Source organism: Xanthomonas sp. LMG 12460 (assembly GCF_009192895.1).
GTDB classification, from domain to species: domain Bacteria; phylum Pseudomonadota; class Gammaproteobacteria; order Xanthomonadales; family Xanthomonadaceae; genus Xanthomonas_A; species Xanthomonas_A sontii.
The window spans coordinates 39,721-63,048 of sequence record NZ_NKUH01000027.1; the positions used below are offsets into that span (position 1 = coordinate 39,721).

Annotated in this window: 21 protein-coding genes; 8 read left to right on the plus strand and 13 right to left on the minus strand. The window is 68.8% G+C overall.

Annotated features, from left to right (window positions below; translation table 11 throughout):
* Positions 1 to 32: 32 nt before the first annotated feature.
* Positions 33 to 1,115 (minus strand): tRNA (adenosine(37)-N6)-threonylcarbamoyltransferase complex transferase subunit TsaD, encoded by a 1,083-nt coding sequence (gene tsaD, locus CEK66_RS06580; protein ID WP_017912043.1) that lies wholly within the window; start codon positions 1,113 to 1,115, stop codon positions 33 to 35.
* A 122-nt stretch (positions 1,116 to 1,237) separates the two neighbouring features.
* Between tsaD and rpsU the strand changes: the two genes are divergently transcribed.
* The 4 genes from rpsU (at position 1,238) to dnaG (ending at position 5,015) form a co-directional block, all read left to right on the plus strand.
* Positions 1,238 to 1,453, plus strand: coding sequence for a 30S ribosomal protein S21 (gene rpsU / locus CEK66_RS06585; RefSeq protein WP_003465342.1), 216 nt, complete (start codon positions 1,238 to 1,240; stop codon positions 1,451 to 1,453).
* Between the two features lie 245 nt (positions 1,454 to 1,698).
* On the plus strand, positions 1,699 to 2,145 hold the full coding sequence (locus CEK66_RS06590; protein ID WP_017912044.1) for a GatB/YqeY domain-containing protein: 447 nt from the start codon (positions 1,699 to 1,701) through the stop codon (positions 2,143 to 2,145).
* Positions 2,146 to 2,286: 141 nt separating this feature from the next.
* The gene (locus tag CEK66_RS06595) at positions 2,287 to 3,201 is read left to right on the plus strand and encodes a YihY/virulence factor BrkB family protein (RefSeq protein WP_150410091.1); all 915 of its coding nucleotides are present in this window, start codon (positions 2,287 to 2,289) and stop codon (positions 3,199 to 3,201) included.
* A 71-nt stretch (positions 3,202 to 3,272) separates the two neighbouring features.
* On the plus strand, positions 3,273 to 5,015 hold the full coding sequence (gene dnaG / locus CEK66_RS06600; RefSeq protein WP_152236353.1) for a DNA primase: 1,743 nt from the start codon (positions 3,273 to 3,275) through the stop codon (positions 5,013 to 5,015).
* 85 nt (positions 5,016 to 5,100) lie between these two features.
* Here the strand turns inward: dnaG and CEK66_RS06605 are convergent, their stop codons facing one another.
* Complete coding sequence (locus tag CEK66_RS06605) at positions 5,101 to 6,315, minus strand: hypothetical protein (RefSeq protein ID WP_152236354.1); 1,215 nt, start codon at positions 6,313 to 6,315, stop codon at positions 5,101 to 5,103.
* Positions 6,316 to 6,567: 252 nt separating this feature from the next.
* On the opposite strand from CEK66_RS06605, the gene CEK66_RS06610 reads away from it, so the two are divergent.
* Both CEK66_RS06610 and CEK66_RS06615 read left to right on the plus strand, forming a co-directional pair.
* Entirely contained in the window at positions 6,568 to 7,557 is a 990-nt protein-coding gene (locus CEK66_RS06610) for a bile acid:sodium symporter family protein (protein ID WP_148829649.1), read from the plus strand.
* A 202-nt stretch (positions 7,558 to 7,759) separates the two neighbouring features.
* Complete coding sequence (locus CEK66_RS06615; protein ID WP_152236355.1) at positions 7,760 to 9,346, plus strand: thioredoxin family protein; 1,587 nt, start codon at positions 7,760 to 7,762, stop codon at positions 9,344 to 9,346.
* A gap of 168 nt (positions 9,347 to 9,514) precedes the next feature.
* On the opposite strand, the gene CEK66_RS06620 is transcribed toward CEK66_RS06615, so the two are convergent.
* The 5 genes from CEK66_RS06620 to CEK66_RS06640 form a co-directional block, all read right to left on the minus strand.
* The gene (locus CEK66_RS06620; protein ID WP_152236356.1) at positions 9,515 to 11,239 is read right to left on the minus strand and encodes a PAS domain-containing methyl-accepting chemotaxis protein; all 1,725 of its coding nucleotides are present in this window, start codon (positions 11,237 to 11,239) and stop codon (positions 9,515 to 9,517) included.
* A gap of 88 nt (positions 11,240 to 11,327) precedes the next feature.
* Entirely contained in the window at positions 11,328 to 12,221 is an 894-nt protein-coding gene (cyoE, locus tag CEK66_RS06625) for a heme o synthase (protein WP_017914706.1), read from the minus strand.
* Positions 12,218 to 13,381, minus strand: a complete 1,164-nt coding sequence (locus tag CEK66_RS06630) for a COX15/CtaA family protein (protein WP_017914359.1) — start codon at positions 13,379 to 13,381, stop codon at positions 12,218 to 12,220. The genes cyoE and CEK66_RS06630 overlap by 4 nt, the downstream gene beginning before the upstream one ends.
* 10 nt (positions 13,382 to 13,391) lie before the next feature.
* Entirely contained in the window at positions 13,392 to 13,967 is a 576-nt protein-coding gene (locus CEK66_RS06635; protein WP_152236357.1) for a hypothetical protein, read from the minus strand.
* 27 nt (positions 13,968 to 13,994) lie between these two features.
* Positions 13,995 to 14,753 carry an SURF1 family protein gene (locus tag CEK66_RS06640; RefSeq protein WP_152236358.1) on the minus strand — a complete coding sequence of 253 codons (759 nt, stop codon included), beginning with the start codon at positions 14,751 to 14,753 and terminating at the stop codon, positions 13,995 to 13,997.
* 30 nt (positions 14,754 to 14,783) lie between these two features.
* On the opposite strand from CEK66_RS06640, the gene CEK66_RS06645 reads away from it, so the two are divergent.
* The gene (locus CEK66_RS06645) at positions 14,784 to 15,002 is read left to right on the plus strand and encodes a twin transmembrane helix small protein (protein ID WP_010341612.1); all 219 of its coding nucleotides are present in this window, start codon (positions 14,784 to 14,786) and stop codon (positions 15,000 to 15,002) included.
* A 102-nt stretch (positions 15,003 to 15,104) separates the two neighbouring features.
* Here CEK66_RS06645 and CEK66_RS06650 read toward each other — a convergent pair whose 3' ends face one another.
* From CEK66_RS06650 to CEK66_RS06670, 6 genes are read right to left on the minus strand one after another with little or no spacing between them, the layout of a single operon-like run.
* Positions 15,105 to 15,992 (minus strand): cytochrome c oxidase subunit 3, encoded by an 888-nt coding sequence (locus CEK66_RS06650; protein WP_152236359.1) that lies wholly within the window; start codon positions 15,990 to 15,992, stop codon positions 15,105 to 15,107.
* 19 nt (positions 15,993 to 16,011) lie between these two features.
* Positions 16,012 to 16,602, minus strand: a complete 591-nt coding sequence (locus CEK66_RS06655) for a cytochrome c oxidase assembly protein (RefSeq protein ID WP_017914171.1) — start codon at positions 16,600 to 16,602, stop codon at positions 16,012 to 16,014.
* On the minus strand, positions 16,599 to 16,730 hold the full coding sequence (locus CEK66_RS20775; RefSeq protein ID WP_017914172.1) for a hypothetical protein: 132 nt from the start codon (positions 16,728 to 16,730) through the stop codon (positions 16,599 to 16,601). The genes CEK66_RS06655 and CEK66_RS20775 overlap by 4 nt, the downstream gene beginning before the upstream one ends.
* Entirely contained in the window at positions 16,730 to 18,340 is a 1,611-nt protein-coding gene (ctaD, locus tag CEK66_RS06660; protein WP_017914173.1) for a cytochrome c oxidase subunit I, read from the minus strand. The genes CEK66_RS20775 and ctaD overlap by 1 nt, the downstream gene beginning before the upstream one ends.
* Positions 18,341 to 18,371: 31 nt before the next feature.
* On the minus strand, positions 18,372 to 19,364 hold the full coding sequence (coxB, locus tag CEK66_RS06665; RefSeq protein WP_152236360.1) for a cytochrome c oxidase subunit II: 993 nt from the start codon (positions 19,362 to 19,364) through the stop codon (positions 18,372 to 18,374).
* Between the two features lie 20 nt (positions 19,365 to 19,384).
* Positions 19,385 to 19,861, minus strand: a complete 477-nt coding sequence (locus tag CEK66_RS06670; RefSeq protein WP_019796200.1) for a DUF2244 domain-containing protein — start codon at positions 19,859 to 19,861, stop codon at positions 19,385 to 19,387.
* A gap of 263 nt (positions 19,862 to 20,124) precedes the next feature.
* Here CEK66_RS06670 and putA point away from each other — a divergent pair, with 263 nt between their 5' ends.
* Entirely contained in the window at positions 20,125 to 23,319 is a 3,195-nt protein-coding gene (putA, locus tag CEK66_RS06675; protein WP_152236368.1) for a bifunctional proline dehydrogenase/L-glutamate gamma-semialdehyde dehydrogenase PutA, read from the plus strand.
* Positions 23,320 to 23,328 lie beyond the last annotated feature (9 nt).

Genomic DNA, 23,328 nt, shown 5'->3' on the forward strand with positions numbered 1-23,328 from the left:
AAGAGCAGAGGCAAAAGCGGCGCGTGAGCCGCTCACGATTCCCGATTCTCCATTCCCGATTCCCGACTTGCCGCCAATGGCGGCAAGTCCGCCATGTCCCAGCGCGGGGTCACCTGCACCGCGGACGCGGTGTCGTGCAGGCCGGCCTGCAGGCGCAGGGCGCCAGCGAAGGCGATCATCGCGCCGTTGTCGGTGCACAGCGCCGGGCGCGGGAAGCAGGCACGGCCGCCGCGGGCCTGCGCCATCGCCTGCAGCTTGGCGCGCAGGCGCAGATTGGCGCCGACGCCGCCGGCGACCACGATGGTGTCGCTGCCGGCCGCCTCCAGCGCGCGCTCGCACTTGATCGCCAGCGTGTCCACCACCGCGTCCTCGAAGCCGCGGGCGATATCGGCGCGCACCGCGTCGGACTGGTCGCTGTCGCGCCAGGCCAGCAGCACCTGGGTCTTGAGCCCGGAAAAACTGAAGTCCAGGCCGGGCCGGTCGGTCATCGGCCGTGCGAAGCGGAACCGGCCCGAGGTGCCCTGCGTGGCCAGCGCCGCCAGTTGCGGGCCGCCCGGATACGGCAGCCCCATCAGCTTGGCGGTCTTGTCGAAGGCCTCGCCGGCGGCGTCGTCCAGGGTCTCGCCGAGCAGGCGATAGCGGCCGATGGCCTCCACCGCGATCAACTGGGTGTGGCCGCCGGAGACCAGCAGCGCCACGAACGGCGGCGCCGGCGCGCCGTGCCCCGGGTCCGGATCCTCCATCAGCGGCGCCAGCAGGTGGCCTTCCATGTGGTGCACGCCGATCGCCGGCACCTCCAGCGCCCAGGCCAGGGCCCGGGCCACGCCGGCACCGACCAGCAGCGCGCCGACCAGACCCGGGCCGGCGGTGTAGGCCACCCCGTCCAGGTCGCGCACCTGCAGGCCGGCCTCGGCCAGGGTCTGGCGGATCAGCGGCAGCAGCTTGCGCACGTGGTCGCGGCTGGCCAACTCCGGCACCACCCCGCCGTACTCGGCGTGCAGGGCGATCTGGCTGTACAGCGCATGCGCACGCAGCGCGGCCGCCCCGGAGCGAGTGGTGTCGTAGACGGCGACGCCGGTTTCGTCGCAACTGGATTCGATGCCGAGCACGTTCATGGGGTGCATTGTGCGGCCGAATCGGCGGCAGGCCAAACGGGGTGCTTGCAGCCGCGAAATCTGTCGCTATAATGTGCGGCTCGCCGGGCCTGACCCGGTCACCATTGTGTCCCGGAGATTCCATGCCCAGCGTTAAAGTCCGCGAGAACGAGCCCTTCGAGTTTGCGCTCCGTCGCTTCAAGCGCACCTGCGAAAAGGCCGGCGTGCTGGCCGAAACCCGCAAGCGCGAGTTCTACGAAAAGCCGACCCAGGAACGCAAGCGCAAGGCCGCTGCTGCGGTGAAGCGCCAGCTGCGTCGCACCTCGCGCGACGTCACCAAGCGCCAGCGTCTGTACTGAGGATCGCGGCCTGCGGTAGCGGGATGTGCCGGTTTCGGCATCCGCTACGATAAGCCCACGAAGCCGGCACGCGCAAGCGTCGCCGGCTTTTTGTGCGTCTTCCACCTTGGCCAGGCGCTCCGCCCCGCGCGGGCATCGGTCCCATCCCTGTCCCTCGGCACCCGCGTGCCACCTCGGCCACGGCCAGCGCCAGCGCGCTTGCCTAGAATGCCCTTCCCCCTTTTCTCTTCCCTGTGGAGCCCCTCATGACCCTCAAGCAGCAGCTCACCGACGACATGAAGGCCGCGATGAAGTCCGGCGACAAGCACAGCCTGGGCGTGATCCGGCTGATCAACGCCGCGATCAAGCAGAAGGAAGTGGACGAGCGCGTGGAGATGGACGACGCCGCGGTGATCGCGGTGATGGACAAGATGGTCAAGCAGCGCAAGGACTCGGTGAGCCAGTACGAGGCCGCCGGCCGCGACGACCTGGCCCAGGTGGAGCGCGAGGAGATCGTGGTGATCGAGCGCTACCTGCCGAGCAAGATGGGCGAGGCCGAGATCGTCGCCGCGATCCAGGCGGCGAAGGCGCAGACCGGCGCCGCCAGCCCGGCCGACATGGGCAAGCTGATGGCCGTGCTCAAGCCGATGCTCGCGGGCAAGGCCGACATGGGCCAGGTCTCGGTGCTGGTCAAGCAGCAGCTGGCCGGCTGACCGCACCGATGCGTTAGCGCGCGCGGCGGGCTTCACCCGCCTTTCGGCGACGGGCTGCTACAACGCCGGCAAGCCCGCGCCCCCTTCTGCGCGCAGTGCGGGACCGGCGTTGCGACGCCGCGCGCCGAAGGTCCCGCGCCCATGTCCATGCCCCTGTCGTCCGATCGCCTGCACAAACATCTCGACCGCCTGCAGCAAAGCCTGCCGGCCGCGCTGGTGCGGCGCTTCGTCGAGATCGACGTGATGACCCAGGCGGCGTCGCTGTCGTTCTACGCGCTGCTGTCGCTGGCGCCGCTGCTGGTGCTGCTGCTGTGGCTCACCGCCTCGCTGTATCCGCAGGCGCAGGAGGCGCTGATCGCGCAGATCGGGCAACTGGCCGGACACGGCGCGCGCGAGGTCGCGCAGACGGTGATCGACAACGCCAAGAACCAGCCCAGCGTGGGCTCGCTGGCCGGGCTGTGGAGCACCCTGCTGCTGTTCGTCGGCGCCACCGCGGTGTTCGCGCAGTTGCAGAACGCGCTGAACCTGATCTTCCGCACCGACAAGCAGCGCCTGGACGGCCTCATGGCCTGGCTGAAGAAGCGCGTGTTCTCCTTCGGCGTGGTATTCGCGCTGGGCTTCCTGCTGCTGATCTCGATGATCCTGACCACCGTGCTGCAGGTGGTGTTCGCACGAATGCCGTCGGTGCTGCCGGCGGTCGGCTATGTCTCGACCCTGGCGATCTACGTGCTGGCCTTCGCCGTGCTCTACCACTACCTGCCCGACCGCCGCGTGGAATGGCGCCAGGCCATCATCGGCGGCGCGATCACCGCCTGCCTGTTCGTGGCCGGGCGCTACGCGATCGGCCTGTACATCGCCACCGCCGCGCCCGGCAGCGCCTACGGCTCGATGGGCGCGCTGGTGATCCTGCTGGTGTGGATCTACTACGCCACGGTGGTGTTCTTCGTCGGCGCGCTGATCACCGCGGTGATCGACGAGCGGCTGCGCTCGCACAGCAAGCTCGTCGCCGCCGGGATCGACCCGCGCAGCGTTGCGCAGACACCGCCGGCGCCCTGACCGCACGGCACTGAACCACACGCAGGCCGCGCGGCCAGCGTGACGGCACACGCGCGTGGCATCCTATGCGGATGGCCCGCATCCCCGACGCATTCATCGACGACCTGCTCGCACGCACCGACATCGTCGAGGTGATCGGCACGCGCGTGCCGCTGAAGCGCCAGGGCAAGGAATACGCGGCGCGCTGCCCGTTCCACGACGAGCGCTCGGCCTCGTTCACGGTGTCGCCGACCAAGCAGTTCTACCACTGCTTCGGCTGCGGCGCGCACGGCACCGCGATCAGCTTCCTGATGAATTACGACCGCCTCGAATTCCTCGACGCGGTCGACGAGCTGGCCAAGCGCGCCGGCATGGAGATCCCGCGCGACGCCCAGCAGCGTGGCGCGGCGCAGGCCGCCGGCGACGACCATCGCGACCTGTACTCCGCGCTGGAAGCGGCGGCCAAGTTCTTCCAACGCCAGTTCGACGGCAGCGAGAAGGCGCGCGCCTACCTGGACGGCCGGGGCGTGGACGCCGAAAACCGCGCGCGCTTCCAGATCGGCTACGCCCCGGACGGCTACAGCGCGCTCAAGGACGCGCTGGGCACCGACGAGCGCCGGCTCAAGCTGCTCGACCGCGCCGGGCTGTTCTCCAAGAACGACCGCGGCCACGTCTACGACAAGTTCCGCGACCGGGTGATGTTCCCGATCTTCGACCGCCGCGGCCGGGTCATCGCCTTCGGCGGCCGCGTGCTCGACAAGGACGACGGCCCCAAGTACCTGAACTCGCCGGAGACCGCGCTGTTCCACAAGGGCCGCGAGCTGTACGGCCTGTGGCAGGTGCGCCAGGCCAACCAGAAGATCGAGCGGCTGATCGTGGTCGAGGGCTACATGGACGTGGTCTCGCTGTTCCAGTTCGGCGTCACCCAGGCGGTGGCGACGCTGGGCACCGCGACCACGCCGGACCATGCCGAGCTGCTGTTCCGCAACGCGCCGGACGTGTTCTTCTGCTTCGACGGCGACGCCGCCGGCCGCCGCGCCGGCTGGAAGGCGCTGGAATCGGTGCTGCCGCGGATGAAGGACGGACGCCAGGCGTTCTTCCTGTTCCTGCCCGACGGCGAGGATCCGGACACCATCGTGCGCAAGGAAGGCGCCGCGGCCTTCGACGCGCGCCTGGTCCAGGCCACGCCGCTGTCGCAGTTCTTCTTCGACGAACTCTCGCGCGAGATCAACCTCGGCACGCTCGACGGCAAGGCGCGCCTGGCCGAACGCGCGCGGCCGATGCTGGCGCAGATTCCCGACGGCGCCTTCGGCGACCTGATGCGTCAGCGCCTGGCCGAACTCACCGGCATCGGCGCCGCCGCACCGGCAGTCGCCACGGCCGCGGCGAGCCGGCCGCCGCCGCGCGCGCCGCGCCCGGCGCACAAGCGCAGCCTGGTCCGCGAGGGGATCGTGCGCCTGCTGCAGGCACCGTCGCTGGCGCTGGACCTGCCGCCGCCCTACCCGTTCGCTGGCCTGCGCCTGCCCGGCATCGAGCTGATGATCGAACTGCTGCAGATCGTGCATGCGCGCCCGGAAATCACCACCGGCGCCCTGCTCGAACACTTCCAAGAACGCGAGGAACTGGCCGCACTGCAGAAGCTGGCGGTGCAGGAGATCGCCGGCGAGACCACCAGTTGGCGCCAGGAACTGCACGACGTGGTCGTGCAGCTGGAAAAGCAGACGCTGCAGCAGCGCCTGGACGAACTGCAGGCCAAGCAGCGCGCGCAAGGGTTGGACGAGACCGACAAGTACGAGCTGCGGGAACTGCTGAAGGCGCGTGCGGGGCTGCATTGAGGACTCACCTGCGCTGCAGCCCGCATACGGCGCAGGGCGGCGACCGTCGTGCCGATCATCGCTGTTGCATCGGCGCAGATTCCGCTTATGCCGTCGACTTTGCAGGATCGGTCACGCCCAACGCCTCGCGCGCTTTTGAGAAACGTTCGGCCAGTTCCTCGCGCTCCGCTTCCATCCGCGCGGCCAGGGCATCCAATTGCGCCTCGCTATCACGCATTGTGGTCTGAAGCGCATGCGAGGGCGGCAGCACGGGCTGAAGCTTGGCCGCAATCAACGTCTCATACGCATCGGTGTGCTGAATCCTCACCTGATTCATGAAAGATCTAAAATCGCTCGGCTTATCACCACTTACCTTTCCCGGAAGCGACTGATTGGGGATCTGCGCATAACCAATGCGCGATGCCAACGAACTGGCGATCGCAAAATCGACAAAGTGATTGACGTCGGGGATCGACACATTTCCGTACAACTTCGTCTTGATATCGCCCAGCATGTTTATTCTCCAGGCATGCGGCACCGCATCAAGCGTATTCCACAGATCGCAATTCCACGACTGATATCCCGTGGCACCGGATGGTTCCGCCGAAAGCGCCTTTGCATACGCCTGCGCGAACACTCCATTCCCCGGCGTGGCACCAGCGGTGGGATAGCAATACACCGCCTTGTATCCACTGAGTTTGTTAGCATTCTTGAGCCAGAACGCCATAGTCGGCGACAAGGCACCGCCAAGACTATGTCCGGCGAAGATCACCGTAGCATCGCTATGCGCCACACTCTGCAGGAAATCGCATAGGCTCTTACCCGGCGCCATCGCCTTGGCCGGGCTGACCATCTGCAGCAGATGCCATACTCCCAGAGCAGTTCCCATCGAGATAAAGGGGACATTCGGCGCCCATGGCCACACGGCCCTGGTCGGCGGACTCTTGTCTAGTGGATTGAAGTGGGAAAAGTCCACAACCGGCACCACATTGAAATCCTCGATCAGCCAGTCGTAAAGAGAATTCGGGTTGGTAGCTGCGATCGCCACGACGTACACGTCTCCGGCGATAGCGCCCACGTCGCTCGCCTTGGCTACGAACATCGCATTTTCCGAAAGGTCGGAACCATCCATCTGCCACACCTGCGGTCCCCAGACCAACTCCCAGCTGCCGATGGCATCCTTCGCCGGCTGCGACGCCAGCGTATTTTGTAGCACTGCTTGGTAGGCGGCCTGCAGCTGTACCGCTGTTCCCTTTTGGGTACTGACCCAATTAGCCAATGTCGAAAGCGCAAAAACGGTCTGATACTGGTCGTACGACATATGCAAGCTCCGAGTCCGTGGCAATGCCTGGAGGAGCGGGAAGCACAAACGCGTGCACGACGCGCCTGCGTGCCCGGCGCGCTCCCCATCGACCGGGTGGCCGCAATCTAGCAAGCTGCCGGTACGCGCATTTGACCGAAACGGCCGGCAGCGCAACATGTCTGCGAGTTGTCTACGCAGTGCGTCCGGATTCGCGTGCGGGCGCCATGCTTTCTAAAATGCACGACTCCCCCCACCGCTCGACCTTCCCCGATGATCAAGTCCTGGCTTGCGCGCCTGCGCATCGAACCCTTCACCCTGGCGCTGCTGTGCACGGTGCTGCTGGCCTCGCTGCTGCCGGTGCAGGGGCGCGCGGCGTCGGTGATGGACGTGGTCACCGATCTGGCGATCGCCGCGCTGTTCTTCCTGCATGGCGCGCGGCTGTCGCGCGAGGCCATCGTCGCCGGCGCGCTGCACTGGCGGCTGCACCTGACCATCTTCGCCGCCACCTTCATCCTGTTCCCGCTGCTGGGCCTGCTGTTCAAGCCGCTGTCGCACTGGCTGCTGACCCCGGACCTGTACATCGGTGTGCTGTTCCTGTGCACGCTGCCGTCCACGGTGCAGTCGTCGATCGCCTTCACCTCGATGGCCGGCGGCAACGTGCCGGCGGCGGTGTGCAGCGCCTCGCTGTCGAGCCTGCTCGGGGTGTTCCTGACGCCGCTGCTGATGGGCGTGCTGACCGACGCGCAGAACGCCATGTCCAATCCGCTGGAGGCGATGGGCAAGATCATGCTGCAGCTGCTGGTGCCGTTCGTCGCCGGCCATCTGCTGCAGCGCTGGATCGGCGGCTGGGTCGAGCGCCGCCGCGCGGTGCTGCGCTACACCGACCAGAGCACCATCCTGCTGGTGGTGTACACCGCGTTCAGCGCCGCGGTGGTCGAAGGCCTGTGGCGCAAGACGCCGCTGCCGGCGCTGCTCGGCGTCGCCGTGGTCGGCGCGGTGCTGCTGGCGCTGGCGATGGCGTTGATCACCTTCGGCGCACGGCGCCTGGGCTTTTCCCGCGAGGACGAGATTCCGATCGTGTTCTGCGGCTCGAAGAAGAGCCTGGCCACCGGCGTGCCGATGGCCAAGGTACTGTTCGCCAGCGGCAGCCTCGGCGCGATCGTGTTGCCGGTGATGATCTACCACCAGATCCAGCTGATCGTCTGCGCGGTGATCGCGCAACGCTACGCGCGCGCGGCGAAGGCAGAAGCGACCGGCTAGCGGCGAACGGCAAGGGGCGGTCGCGGGCGCCGGCCGGCACGCCGCGCCGACGCGGGCCGCAAGCGCGTGTCATGCGCCGCGCAGCACCTGCACGGGCGGCATATGCAGATGCGCAGCCGGCATGAGCGATGACGGCAACGGCTGCGTACAGTAGACGGCCGGCACGGCCGGCGCCGTGTCTCCCTCCCCTCCCGGTGCCCCCATGAGCCGCATGTTCCGCCGTTCCGCGACGATCTCCGCCAGCCTGGCCGCGCTGCTGGCGCTGAGTGCCTGCCAGCAACCGCCCGCGCCGGCCGCGCCCAAGGCCGCCCCAGCGGCGCCTGCCGCCGACAGCGCCGGCATCGCCTGGCGCGAGGGCGACGTCGACGACGCCTTCGCCGAAGCGCGCGAACACGACAAGCCGGTGCTGCTGTACTGGGGCGCGGCCTGGTGCCCGCCCTGCAATCGGCTCAAGGCCACGCTGTTCAAGGACCCGGCGTTCATTGCCCGCACCCGCGCCTTCGTCGCGGTGCACCTGGACGGCGATTCGGAAGGCGCGCAGGCCTGGGGCGAACGCTTCGGCGTCAAGGGCTATCCGACCATCATCGTGCTGCGCCCGGACCGCAGCGAGATCACCCGCCTGGCCGGGGACAGCGATACCGTGCGTCTGGCCGAGGCCCTGCGCGTGGCCGCGACCCGCACCACCACCTCGGCGCAGTTGCTGCAGCAAGCGCTGAAGGCACCGGCCACGCTCAGCGCCGACGACTGGATCCTGCTCGGCGAATACGGCTGGGCGGTGGATGCGGCCCAACTGGTCAAGCCGGGTCAGGCGGCCGACATGCTCACGCGCCTGGCCGCGGCCGCGCCGCAGCCGGCCTTGCAGCGCCGTTTCGCGTTGCTGGCGCTGGCCGCGCAGGATCCGGCCAAGGCTGCCAAGGTGGACGCCAAGCACCGCGCCGCCGACCGCGAACTGCTGCAGACGGTGCTGGCCGACCCTGCCGAAGTGCGCGCCAACCGCAGCACGCTGACCTATGCGGCGCGCGAGCTGGTGCAGGCCGCGGCCAGCGACGCCGCCGAGCGCAACACGCTGTCCGCCGCACTGACCCATGCGCTGGACCAGGTCTACGCCGACAGCAGCCTGCCGATCAGCGATCGCCTGGACACCGCCGCCGCGGACATCGCCTTGGCACGCTTGGCGCAAGGCCAGCCGGCCGATGCCGGCGACGGTCCGCATCCGCCGCTGCCGCCGGCGGTGGTCGCCAAGGTGCAGCAGCGCGTGCACTGGGCCGAGCAGGCCGCCACGACCGACTACGAACGCCAGTCCACGATCAGCAACGCCGCCAGCCTGCTGGACGCCGCCGGCGACAGCGCCGGTGCCGAACAACTGCTGCTGGCCGAGCTTCAGCGCAGCAAGACCCCGTACTACTACATGCCGGAACTGGCCGGCCTGGCCGAGGCGCGCGGCGACAAGCAGACGGCGCTGTTCTGGCTGAAAAAGGCCTACGAGAGCGCGCAGGGCCCGGCCACCCGCGTGCAGTGGGGCGTGCTCTATGTCGATGGGCTGGTCCGGCTGCAGCCGGACAATGCGGCCGCGATCGAGGCGGCCGCCGGCCAGGTGATCGGGGAGTTGGCCGGCCAGCCGGATGGCTATCACCAGCGCACCCGGCAGCGTTTCGATACCCTGGCCAAGACCCTGCAGGCCTGGAGCAAGGGCCACGACGGCAGCGCGGTGCTCGCGCGGCTGCAGCACAAGATGCAGCAAAGCTGCGGCAGCCAGGAGGGCGACGGCTGCCAGCATTGGCTGGGGTGAGCGCGAGAGGCGCCTCACGCACCACGGCAGGGCAGCACGCCGGGGGCGACCGCCAGTGCCTGCACAGCTGTCCGCTCCCGAGCCGGCGGATCTGCCGCGTCGCAGGACGCGACAGCCCCCCTCACGCCCACGACGCGGCAGACGCGCCGTGGGCTGGGCCGCTCCCGATCAGGCCGCCACGCGCACCGGCGCCGCCTGGTTGGCCGCGCGCTGCTGCTCCTTGGCGGTATGCGCGTTCAGGCCGCTGGCCTGGTTTTCCAGCGCGCGCGCCGCTTCGGCCATCTTTTCGACCAGCGCCGCGTTCTGCTGCGTGGCGGTGTCCATCTGCACCACGATCTGGTTGACCTGGCCGATGCCGGCACTCTGCTCGCGGCTGGCGCCGGCGATGTCGGTCATGATGCGCTGCACCTCGCGCACCGAGCCGAGCAGTTCTTCCATGGTGGCACCGGCGCGTGCGACCAGCGCCGAACCGCGATCGACCTGCTCGCTGGAGCTGGCGATCAGGCCGCGCACTTCCTTGGCCGCATCGGCGCAGCGCTGCGCCAGGCTGCGCACTTCGGTGGCGACCACGGCGAAACCACGGCCCTGCTCGCCCGCACGCGCCGCTTCCACCGCCGCGTTCAGCGCCAGGATGTTGGTCTGGAAGGCGATGCCGTCGATCACGCTGATGATGTCGGCGATCTTGCGTGAGGCGCTCTCGATGCCGGCCATGGTCTGCACCACGTCGCGCACCACCTCGCCACCGCGCTGGGCGACGTCGCTGGCACCATCCACCAGGCGGTTGGCGTGACCGACGTGCTCGACGTTGCGCTGCACGGTGCCGGTGATCTCCTCCATCGAGCTGGCCGCCTCTTCCAGCGCCGCGGCCTGCTGCTCGGTACGCCGGGCCAGATCGTTGTTGTCCTCGACCATCTCCGCGGCCGCGGTCTGCAGCGTGTGCGCCGCCTCGCCGAGCTGACGCGTGGCATGGATGTCCAGCAACGCGCCGACCGCACGCAGCGGGGTGCCGTCGGCGGCGCGCTTGGTCAGGCCGCGCGCGTGGACCCAGCGGTACTCACCGCTCTTCAGCTTGATCCGATACTGAATGTCGAAGCCGGTCCGGCCGGTGCGGTCGTTGATATGCGACGCGAAGGCATTGAGCGCGAATTCCGCGTCCTCCGGATGCAGGCGCGAGGACCAGCTGTCGAGCACGTTGGGGAACTCGGCCTCGGAGGCGAAGCCCAGCAACGCGCGGAACTGCGGCGACCACCAGAACTCGTTGGCCGGATTGATCGGATCGCCGGCGGTCACGCTCATGTCCCACAGGCCGTCGTTGAGCATCTGCTGGCCCAGCTCGAAGCGCGTCAGCACGATGTCCAGGAACGCCTCGCGCTCGCGCCGCTCGGTGATGTCGGTCAGCGCGCCGGCCACCCGCAGCGGTAAGCCCTGGGCGTCGCGCTGGGTGGTGCCTATCGCGCGGAACCAGCGGTACTGGCCGTTCTTCAGCTGCAGGCGGTAGTCCACGTCGTACGGAGTCTGGCCGCTGCGGTCGCCCAGGTGCTTGGCGAACGCGTCCAGCGTGGCCTGCTTGTCGTCCGGATGCAGGCGCGAGGCCCAGCTGTCGAGCACGTTGGGAAAGTCGAGCTCGGAGGAGAAGCCCAGCATCGTGCGGAACTGCGAGGACCACCAGAATTCGTTGGCGGGGTTGATCGGATCGCCGGCGATCACCCGCATTTCCCACAGGCCGTCGGTGGTCGCCTTGGTGACCAGGTCGAAACGGACGCGCATGTCGTCCACATTGGCGAGGGCGCTGTCGGCCTGCGCACGGGCGCGGTCACGCTCGGCCTCGGCCTCGCGCAGGCGCTCGGTCAGTGCCTGCAGCTTCGCCGCGTCTTGCTTGCTCTTGCCCCACATGGATGTCTCCGCGGCTTTGCCGATCTTGGTCGTTCGCCCGGTAACGACCGCGACCGGCAACACTTGAGCGGAAAACTGAACGACCCGTTCAGGCGATCCAGTGATCGACCAGCAGGAACGCGAACAGCGCCATCAGGTACACGATGGAGTAGCCGAACATGCGCATCGAGAACATCTCGTCCGGCGGATCGAGCATGCGCCAGGCGTACCAGAGGAACACCGCGTCCAGCACCAGGGTGCCGCCGAGGTAGAACACCCCGCTCATGCCCACCGCCACCGGCAGCAGCGTCACCACCACCAGCAGCACCGTGTACACCAGGATCTGCCGGCGGGTATGCGCCACGCCATGGGTGACCGGCAGCATCGGGATCGAGGCCTTGGCGTAGTCGGCGCGGCGGAAGATCGCCAATGCCCAGAAGTGCGGCGGCGTCCACACGAAGATGATCAGCACCAACAGCGAGGCATAGGCCCAGTCCCACTGGCCCTGCATGCCGGTGATCGCGGCCCAGCCCAGCAGCGGCGGCGCCGCGCCGGCCAGGCCGCCGATGACGATGTTCTGCGGCGTGGTGCGCTTGAGGAACACCGTGTAGATCACCGCATAGCCGATCAGCGAGGCGAAGGTCAGCACCGCGGTGATCCCGTTGACCCACACCACCAGCACGGTCATCGACAGCGCCGTCAGCAGGGTAGCGAACAGCAGCACCTGCCACGGCAGCACCTTGCCCACCACCAGCGGACGCCAGGAGGTGCGCGCCATCTGCGCATCGATGCGTGCGTCCAGCAGCTGGTTGATCGCCGCCGCCGCCGAGGCCGCCAGCCAGATGCCGAAGAAGCCGAGCAGGCCGGTGCGCACCTGCGCCCAGGTCGGCAGCCCCGGGATCGCCAGGCACATGCCGACCAGGGCGGTGAACACGATCAGCGCCACCACCTTGGGCTTGGTCAGGTCCCAGTAGTCGCGCCAGTGGACGCGATGCGCGCTCATTGCGGCGCCCGCAAGCGCGCCAGCAACGACACCAGCACGAACAGCAGCGCCACCGCGCCGGCGTTGTGCAGCACCGCCACCGGCAAGGGCAGCGCCAGCTTGACGTTGAGGATGCCCAGGCACACCTGCGCGACCAGCAGCAGCGCCAGCGCCGCGGCCCAGCCGCGCATGCCCGGCGTGCGGCTCAGGCGCCAGCTCAGCCACAGCAGGTAGGCCGCCACCACCATCGCCATCATCCGGTGCGCCATCTGGATGGCGATGCGCGCCGCGCCGTCGAGCACGCCGCCTTCGTAGTCCACGCCGATGCCGCGCCACAGGGTGAAGCCCTCGCGGAAATCGTGCGGCGGCCACCACTGGCTGACGCAGCGCGGGAAGTTGTCGGCCGACCAGCTGCCGCCGCCGCAGGCCAACGCCGCGTAGTTGGCGCTGACCCAGCCGCCCAGGGCGATCTGCAGCACCAGCACCGCCACGCCCAGGCGCAGCAGCCACTTCAGGCGCGGCGCATCGGCCAGGGTGATCGGCAGATGGGTGGCGCGCCAGGCCATCCACACCAGCAGCGAGAACATCAGCAGGCCGCCCAGCAGATGCCCCATCACCACGATCGGCTTGAGCAGCAGGGTCACCGTCCACATGCCCAGCAGGGCCTGGAAGATCACCACCGACAGGGTCAGCACCGCGGCACGGGCCAGGTCGTCGTTGGACCAGCGCAGCGCCGCCAGCAGCAGGATCGCCTCGCCGCCGACCGCCACCAGCATCGCCAGCCCCGGCCAGCCGGACATGTACAGCGGGATCGACAGCGCCACCAGCGCCGCCGCCGTGACGATCTGGGCGATGCCGAGCCGGCGCCGCCGCGCCGCCAGCAGCGACAGCACCAACACTTCCACGCCCAGCGCACCGGCCAGGAAGCGGTGGATCTGCTCGCGCCACGCCTTGTGCGTCTCCAGCGGCCGGATCTTGCTGGCGGCGTGGGTATCGGCTTCGGCACTGGTCTGCGGCCAGGTGATGCGGCCGTAGCAGGTCGGCCAATCCGGGCAGCTCATGCCCGCATCGGACAGGCGCACGAACGAGCCGAACATGATGGTGCTGGCGGTGAACAGCGCCGCCAGCCAGGCCATGCGATGGAAATGCCGGAACAGCGCCGGGCGCGCGAACAAGGTCATAGGAAGCGGCTCACAGGAGTTTCAGCAGTTTCGCCAGGTCCGCGCGCAACCCGGCCGGGTCGAACCCGGGGGCATAGCGCAGCACCACGAAACCGTTCGGATCGATGACGTAGACCGGCACCCCGGCCGCATCGCGCACCCGCGGCAGCGTCGCCAGCAGCGCCGGATCCGCGCGCAGCGCCTGCACCTGCGGCAGGGCCTGGGCGGCGGCCGGCGGCGTGCCGATCCACAGGATCTGCACGTGGTCGGCGTCGTGGCCGAACAGCTGCCAGACCTTGTCCAGGTCGCGCGCCAGCGCCTCGCAGGCGCTGCCGCAGTCCGCCGGCGGCGCCAGCGCGATGCGCCACAGCCGCCGCTGCGGCTCCCAGGCGTAGACGCGGCCGTCGGCCAGCCGCGGCTGCAGCGCGCGCAGGTCGGCCGGCGGCTGCAGCAGTTCGCCGTGGTTGCGGCTGGCGGCCGGCTGCCAGCCGGAAAAGCGCAACGCGCCGGCGACCAGCATCGAGCCGAAGAACAGGACGAACAACACGATCAGCGGCCAGCGGCCGCGTGCGGCCGCCGGGCGCGGGGCCGGGGTGGGAGCATTCATGCCGGGGATTTTCTCATGCGCGCGCGCTCAGCGCCCGCCCCGTCCCCTGCGCGCACGCCAGCTGAGCAGCGCCGCGGTGACCAGCACCGCCAGCGCCAGGCCGAACCATTGCACCGCGTAACCCAAGTGGCGCTCGGGCGGCAGCGTGTTCGGCAACAGGTCCAGGTCGCGCGGATAGCCCAGCGGCAGGGCCGGATCCAGGCGCAGCACCTGCGACAAAATGTCGCGGCGGCCGAGTGCCTCGCCGATCGCTCCCGGCTCGATGCGCATCGCCAGCCAGCGCTGCGGCGACGGCGCCGCCACCAGCGCCGGACCCAGGGCCAGCCCATGCGACGGTGCCGGTCCGAGTAGGCCGGCCACGGTGTAGCGGCCCTGCAGCGGCGCCGGCTCCGGCAGCGCGCGATCGGCCGGCAGCGGCAGCCAGCCCAGTTCCACCAGCAGCGGCGCCGCCGCGCCGTCGGCCAGGAACGGCTGGTACACCTTCACCCCGCTGCGGCCCTGTCGCAGCTGGTTGTCGAGCAGGATCTGGCCGGGCAGGAAGCGGCCAGCGCCATGCACCCAGCGCAGTTGTCCCGGTGGCGTCGCACGCAGCGCATCGGCCAGCGTCTGCGGACGATCGCGCACATGCGCCGCCTGCGCCAACAGCGCCTGCTTCTCGTGCATGCGCTGCAACTGCCAGCGGCCGAGCATGCAAAAGCACACCGCCACCGCCAACGCGATGCTCCAACCCAGCCACAGCGGCATGCGCCGGCGCGCACCCACGCGCGAGGCAGCGGCGAGGGTCATAATGCGGACACACCATGCGCCGAGACGCCCATGAACGACTCGCTGAAGACTTTGCTGATCGTCGCGTTCCTGCTGCTCATCCTGTGGAACCTGGGCGCCGGCCTGTACTACCTGTTGGTGGACCGCGGCCAGAGCAAGCGCACGGTGAACGCGTTGACCTGGCGCATCGGCCTATCGGTGTGCCTGATCCTGCTGGTGATCCTGGGCATCTACACGGGAGTGATCAAGCCTCACGGACTTGGCCGCTGAGAAGCCGGGAATGGGGAATCGGGAAAAGAGAATCGGCAAAGCGGGAGCGCAAGCGAAAGCCGTGCTTGCGATTCCCCATTCCCGACTCCCTATTTCCAGCAGTCAAAGCACATAGACGAACAGGAACAGCGCCAGCCACACCACGTCGACGAAGTGCCAGTACCACGCCGCCGCTTCGAAGGCGAAGTGGTTGTCGCGGCTGAAGTGGCCGCGGCTGATCCGCAGCAGCATCACCAGCAGCATGATCGTGCCCAGCAGCACGTGCGCGCCGTGGAAGCCGGTGAGCATGAAGAAGGTCGAGCCGTAGATGCCCGAGCCCAGGGTCAGGTTGAGTTCCTTGTAGGCATGCATGTACTCCTCGGCCTGGAAGTACAGGAAGGTGCAGCCCAGCGCCACGGTCAGCGCCTGGAACACCATCAGCCGGGTGCGCTGACCGGCCTTGAGCGCGTGGTGGGCGATGGTCAGGGTGACGCCGGAGCTGAGCAGGATCAGCGTGTTGATCAGCGGCAGGCCCCAGGCCGGGATGGTCTGGAACTGGCCGCCGATGCCGCCCGGGCCGTTGGTCGGCCAGGCGGCGGAGTAGCCGTCCCACAGCAGCGCATTGGTCATCACCCCGTCGCCCTCGCCGCCCAGCCACGGCAGGATGAAAGTGCGGGTGTAGAACAGCGCGCCGAAGAAAGCGCCGAAGAACATCACCTCGGAGAAGATGAACCACACCATGCCCATGCGGAACGACACGTCGACCTGGCGGTTGTAGTGCCCGGCGATCGATTCGCGGATCACATCGCCGAACCACATGAACAGCGTCGCCACCAGCATCGCGATGCCGGTGAAGAAGGTCCACTTGCCCCAGGACGCGTCGTTGAGCCAACTGGCCACGCCGATCATGGTCACGAACATCGCGATCGAGCCGATGAACGGCCAACGGCTCTGGCTGGGCACGTAGTAGGCGTTGGCGTTGGCGGTGGCGTCGGTGCTGGGCTGGGCCATGGCAGGCATTCCGGTCGGGTCAGGGAGCCGCGCGCGCGGAACCGGCCAGTTTCGGCGATCCCAGTTCCGCGCTCAGCGCATCGTTCTTGTAGAAGGTGTAGGACAGGGTGATGGTGCTGATGTCGCTGGGCAGGTTGGGATCGACGATGAAGCGCACCGGCATGTCGCGCTTCTCGCCAGCCTGCAGGGTCTGCGCGGTGAAGCAGAAGCACTCGGTCTTGGTGAAGTAGCCCGAAGCGCGCGCCGGCGCCACCGAGGGCACCGCACTGCCGACGATGGCGTGCGCGCCATCGTTGTGCGCGTAGTACAGCGCCTCGTTGAGTTCGCCCGGCACCACCTGCATGGTCAGCTGCTCCGGATGGAACGACCAGGGCAGCTTGGAGTTCACCCCGCCATCGAACTGCACAGTGACCGTGCGCTTGCCCGCGAGCGGTTTGCCGGCCTGCGGCCCTTCGCCGGGGCCGCGCTCCAGGCGCACGCCGAACACCTTCTCGCAGGCGATGCGGTACAGCGGCACCAGCGAGAAGGTCAGCACGAACACCGCCAGCGCCACGCCGACCAGCTTGAACAGCCCGGCGCTGCTGTGCACCCGCGGCGCTGGCGCGTTCATCGGCCCAGCACCCCCGAAAGGACGAAGGCGACGTAGATCGCCAGCGCCACCGCGCCGACCACCAGCGCGGTGCGCACCGCACGTTTGCGGCGCAGGACCAGGTCGTCGAGCGGCGGTTGCGCGGTCATCAGTGGCTGATGTCGTCGTGGGCCAGGTCGCCGGGCTTGAGCACCGGCGGCAGGGTGAAGGTGTGCGCCGGCGCCGGCGACGGCACCGTCCACTCCAGGCCGCGCGCGCCTTCCCACGAGCGTGCTTCGGCACGCGCGCCATTGCGCAGCGACGCCAGCAGGATGCCGGCCATCAGGAACGGGGTGACGAACATGCCGAACGCGCCGATCGAGCTGACCAGGTTCCAGTCGGCGAACACCACGTTGTAGTCGGGGATGCGCCGCGGCATGCCGGCCAGGCCGAGGAAGTGCTGCGGGAAGAACAGCAGGTTGACGAACAGCATCGTCCACCAGAAGTGGAACTTGGCCCAGGTCTCGTTGTACATGCGCCCGGTCCACTTCGGCCACCAGTAGTACACCGCCGCGATCAGCGCGAACACCGCGCCGGTGACCAGCACGTAGTGGAAGTGCGCGACCACGAAATAGGTGTCGTGGTATTGGAAGTCGGCCGGCACGATCGCCAGCATCAGCCCGGAGAAACCGCCGATGGTGAACAGGATGACGAAGGCGATGGCCCACAGCATCGGCGACTCGAAGGTCATCGAGCCCTGCCACATGGTGCTGACCCAGTTGAACACCTTCACCCCGGTGGGGATGGAGATCAGCATGGTGGCGAACATGAAGTAGATCTCGCCGCCCAACGGCATGCCCACGGTGAACATGTGGTGCGCCCAGACGATGAAGCTCAGGAACGCGATCGCCGCGATCGCGTAGACCATCGCCTGGTAGCCGAACAGCGGCTTGCGGCTGAAGGTCGGGATGATTTCGCTGATCACGCCGAACGCCGGCAGGATCATGATGTAGACCTCGGGGTGCCCGAAGAACCAGAAGATGTGCTGGTACATCACCGGATCGCCGCCGCCGGCGGCGTTGAAGAACGAGGTGCCGAAGAACTTGTCGGTGAGCAGCATGGTCACCGCGCCCGCCAGCACCGGCATCACCGCGATCAGCAGGAACGCGGTGATCAGCCAGGCCCAGCAGAAGATCGGCATCTTCAGCAGGTCGATGCCCGGCGCGCGCATGTTGAGCACGGTGGCGATGATGTTGATCGCGCCCATGATCGAGCTGATGCCGGCGACGTGGATGGCGAACACCGAGAAGGCGACGTTGTAGCCGCCCTGCAGCATCAGCGGCGGATACATGGTCCAGCCGCCGGCCGGCGCGCCGCCGGGCAGGAACAGGGTCAGCAGCAGCAGAGTGAAGGCCACCGGCAGCAGCCAGAACGACCAGTTGTTCATGCGCGGCAGCGCCATGTCCGGCGCGCCGATCTGCAGCGGGATCATCCAGTTGGCCAGGCCGACGAAGGCCGGCATCACCCCGCCGAAGATCATCACCAGCGCGTGCACGGTGGTCATCTGGTTGAAGAACTCGGGCTTGACGAACTGCAGGCCCGGCTGCGCCAGTTCGGCGCGGATCACCACGCTCATCGCCGCACCGATGACGAACATGGTGAAGCTGAAGAGCAGGTACAGCGTGCCGATGTCCTTGTGGTTGGTGGAGAAGAACCAACGCTCGACGAAGCTCTGCTGATGCCCGTGCTCGTCGTGGTGATCGACTGCCGAATGGGCCATGGCGGCTACCTCAGAAAAGGAATGCTGGAGATCAGGCGGCTTGCACGATCAGGTGCGAGTCGGAACGAGGACGCGACAGCCGCGCCTGCGGCGGCGGTGCCGGCGCCTGGGCGTCGGCGGGCGCGGCAGCGGGTTCGGCGGAGGCCGGCGCAGCAGCCGGGGCCGCCGCCGGCGTGGCCGGCGCGGGCGCAGCGGCGGGCGCCGGCTTGCGCGATGCCAGCCACTTCTGGAAGTCCTGCTTGCTCACCGCCTCGACCACGATCGGCATGAAGCCGTGGTCCTTGCCGCACAGTTCGGCGCACTGGCCGCGGTACACCCCGGGGGTGTCGATGCTGGTCCAGGCCTCGTTGATGATCCCGGGGATGGCGTCCTGCTTCCAGCCCAGCGCCGGCACCCACCAGGCGTGGATGACGTCGTCGGCGGTGATGACAAAGCGCACCTTGGTGTTCACCGGGAGCACCAGCCGGTTGTCCACGTCCAGCAGGTAGTGCGGGTCGTGCTCGGCCGTCGGCACCGCGCCGCTCTGCCGCAGGCGGTCGGAACTGCGCGCCAGGCGGCTGGTGAACGAGACGTTCTCGCCCAGGTATTCGTAGCGCCACATCCACTGGTAGCCGGTGACCTTCACCGTCATCTCGGCATCGCGGGTGTCGTACATCGCGATCAGCTTGGCGGTGGCCGGCCACGCCATCACGATCAGGATCAGCACCGGGATCACCGTCCACACGATCTCGGCCTTGGTGTTGTGGCTGAACTGCGCCGGCACCGCGCCCTTGGACTTGCGGAACTTGAAGATCGCATAGGCCATCGCGCCGAACACCAGCACGCCGATGACCACGCACACCCACAACGCGACCATGTGCGCGTCGTAGGCGTTGCGCGCGCTCTGGGTGACGCCCCTGCCCATGTTGAGCTGCCACGGCTTGGGATCGGCCGATTGCGCCCACGCCAGCGGTGCGGCCATCGCCGCCGCCAACGCCATCCCGCCCCTGACCGCCTGTTGCACCCACCCGCCGCGTTGCTTCATTGCCTAGACCCCTTGGAGCGTCATCGGTTGCGGCCGGTCACGGCCGCGAGCAAGCCTTCCAGGGTCTGCGCCAGTTGCCGGCGTTCGTCGGGGCCGAGGAATTCGCCGACCCGGACCTGCTTGCCGCTGGATGCCAGCACCACCCTGTCGTCGCCTTCGATCCGCAACCGCACCCAATGCGGGTGGGCGCGGAACGCCGGCGTTCCTGCATTCGGACGGGTCACTTCCACGCAGGCCGGACCCACCCGGATATCCTCTTCGCGCTCGCCGCCACGCCACGACCAATGCAGCGCGAGCGCCACCACGATGCTGTGCAACAGGGCGAACGCAGGCGCGAACACATTGCCGGCGAGCCACCCCAGCCCAGCCACGGCCCACATCGCCCCGGCCAGTGCGACGAACAACAGAACGAATTGCCGGGCATTCAACGCCCGCGGCGGTCGCAGCCGCAGCTGCGTACCCGACCCCTCCGGAGAAAACGGAAACATTTCGATCATATCGAACCGCCGCTTCCGAACCGCTCGTGCCCGAGCCGCGAGCACGCCTGGATGGTAGCCCCCGGCCTGCGCGGCGGCAAGCGCGCGTTCACCACAAAAAATGCTGTAGCGCAACAAGAAGTGCGTTCAGCCTGGACGCGCCCGCCATCGCCGTGGCGAAGCCGGCAACCCCCTGCGCGTGCAGGCGCTGACATAAAATAGCGGGCTCTGTCCCTGGCCTTTCCCGCATGAACGCTCTGCCTGGCGCCGGCTCTGTCCCGGCGATGCCGTCCGCGTCTCCTTCGCCCTTGCTGTCCCCCGAACTCCCGCCCGCGCCGCAGGCCCTGCGCGCGGCGATCACCGCCGCCTGGCTCAAGGACGAAGCCGAACACGTACGCGAACTGCTCGAGCAGGCGCGCCTGCCCGCGGCCGACCAGGCCAGGGTGCAGGCGCTGGCCGCCGACCTGGTCACCCGGGTGCGCGCCCGCGCCCAGGACCAGGGCGCGATCGAGGCCTTCATGCGCCAGTACGACCTCGGCAGCGAGGAAGGCGTGCTGCTGATGTGCGTGGCCGAAGCGCTGCTGCGCATCCCCGACCAGGACACCGCCGACAAGCTGATCCGCGACAAGCTCGGCGATGCGGACTGGAAGAAGCACATGGGCGAGAGCGACTCGATCCTGGTCAATGCGTCGACCTGGGGCCTTATGCTCACCGGCAAGCTGGTGCAGATCAACGACCTCACCCGCGCCGACGTGTCCGGCGCGTTCAAGCGCCTGATCGGCCGCGTCGGCGAGCCGGTGATCCGCCTGGCGGTGCGCCAGGCGATGAAGATCATGGGCCATCAGTTCGTGATGGGCCGGACCATCGGCGAGGCGCTGACCCGCTCGAAGAAGGGCGACAACGCCCACTACCGCTACTCGTTCGACATGCTCGGCGAAGGCGCGCTGACCATGAAGGACGCGCAGCGCTACCTCGACGCCTACCGCCAGGCGATCCACGCCATCGGCAAGCATTTCGCCGCGCAGCGCCAGCAGGGCGGCGGCAAGGACGCGGTGTTCGCCGCACCCAGCATCTCGATCAAGCTCTCGGCGCTGTATCCGCGCTACGAGCACGCCAAGCGTGCGCGGGTGATGGCCGAACTGGTGCCCGGCGTGCTGGAACTGGCGCAACTGGCCAAGTCCTATGGCATCGGCTACACGGTCGACGCCGAAGAAGCCGACCGCCTGGAACTGTCGCTGGACATCATCGAGGCCACCTTCTCCGATCCCTCGCTGGACGGTTGGGAGGGCTACGGCCTGGCGGTGCAGGCATACCAGAAGCGCACCCCGTACACGATCGATTTCCTCGCCGACCTGGCGCGCCGCGTCGGCCGCCGCATCCCGGTGCGCCTGGTCAAGGGCGCCTACTGGGACGCGGAGATCAAGCGCGCGCAGGTCGAGGGCCACCCGGGCTATCCGGTGTTCACCCGCAAGCAGAACACCGACGTGTCCTACCTGGCCTGCGCCAAGCGCCTGTTCGCGCACAGCGATGCGCTGTATCCGATGTTCGCCACCCACAACGCGCAGACCATCGCCGCGGTGCGCGCCATCGCCGGCGGCCGCGACTACGAGCACCAGAAGCTGCACGGCATGGGCGACGACCTCTACGCCGAGGTGATCCCCGCCGACCGCCTCGGTGTGCCCTGCCGCGTGTACGCGCCGGTGGGCTCGCACGAGGACCTGCTGCCGTACCTGGTGCGGCGCCTGCTGGAGAACGGCGCCAACTCCAGCTTCGTCAACCGCATCACCGACGAAGACGTGGCCATCGAAGACCTGATCCGCGACCCGGTCGAGGCCGTGTCCGCATTCGCCTCCATCCCGCATCCGAAGATTCCGCTGCCGGTCGATCTGCTGCGCAGCCAGAACCACAACAGGAAGAACTCCATGGGCGCCAATCTCGCCAACGACAACGATCTGCGCGCGCTGGCCGACCAGCTCAACACCGCGCTCAAGCCCTGGCAGGCCGCGCCGCTGGTGCCCGGCGCGGTGATCGCCGGCGACGCCCTGGCGGTCGCCAACCCGGCCGACCATCGCCAGATCGTCGGCCACTGGAAGCCGGCCGATGCCTCCACCGTGGAGAAGGCGCTGAGCAACGCCGCGGCCGCCTACCCGGCCTGGAACCGCACCCCGGCCGCCAGCCGCGCCACCATTCTCGAACATGCCGCCGACCTGCTGGAAGCGCGCATGCCCGAGTTCATGGCGCTGTGCGTCAAGGAAGCCGGCAAGACCCTGCCCGACGGCGTCGCCGAAGTGCGCGAGGCGGTGGATTTCCTGCGCTACTACGCCGGCCAGGCGCGCGCGCAGTTCGGTGCGCCCGAGCGCCTGCCCGGGCCGACCGGCGAATCCAACGAACTGCAGCTGCACGGCCGCGGCGTGTTCGTGTGCATCAGTCCGTGGAATTTCCCGCTGGCCATCTTCCTCGGCCAGGTCGCCGCGGCGCTGGCCGCCGGCAACAGCGTCATCGCCAAGCCGGCCGAGCAGACCAACCTGGTCGGCCATGCCGCGGTGAAGCTGCTGCACGAAGCCGGCGTGCCGGAGGCGGTGGTGCAGTTCCTGCCCGGCGACGGCGCCACCGTCGGCGCCGCGCTGACCCGCGATCCGCGCGTGGCCGGCGTCGCCTTCACCGGCTCCACCGACACCGCCCGCGCGATCAACCGTGCGCTGGCCGCGCGCGATGCCGCCATCGGCGTGCTGATCGCCGAGACCGGCGGCCAGAACGCCTTCATCGCCGACTCCTCGTCGCTGCCGGAAGCGGTGGTCAAGGACGCGATCTCCAGCGCCTTCATCTCCGCCGGCCAGCGCTGCTCGGCCGCGCGCGTGCTGTTCGTGCAGGACGACATCGCCGACAAGGTGATGACCATGCTGGCCGGCGCCATGGCCGAGCTGAAGGTCGGCGACCCCGGCCTGCTGTCCACCGACGTCGGCCCGGTGATCGATGCCGATGCGCTGCAGATCCTCACCGACCACGCCGCGCGCATGGACCGCGAAGCGCGCGCGATCGCCGTGGCCGCCACCGACGACGCCACCGCGCACGGTAGCTTCTTCGCCCCGCGCGCCTACGAGCTGCAGTCGCTGACGCAGCTGCAGCGCGAGATCTTCGGCCCGGTGCTGCACGTGATCCGCTGGAAGGCCGACCAGCTCGACGCGGTGATCGACCAGATCAACGCCACCGGCTACGGCCTGACCCTGGGCGTGCATTCGCGCATCGACGAGACCATCGAGCGCATCGCCTCGCGCGTGGCGGTGGGCAACGTCTACGTCAACCGCAACCAGATCGGCGCGGTGGTCGGCGTGCAGCCGTTCGGCGGCCAGGGCCTGTCCGGCACCGGACCCAAGGCCGGCGGCCCGCACTACCTGCTGCGCTTCGCTACCGAGAAGGTGGTGACGGTCAACACCACCGCCGCCGGCGGCAACGCCTCGCTGCTGACCCTGGGCGACTGACCGGCCCGC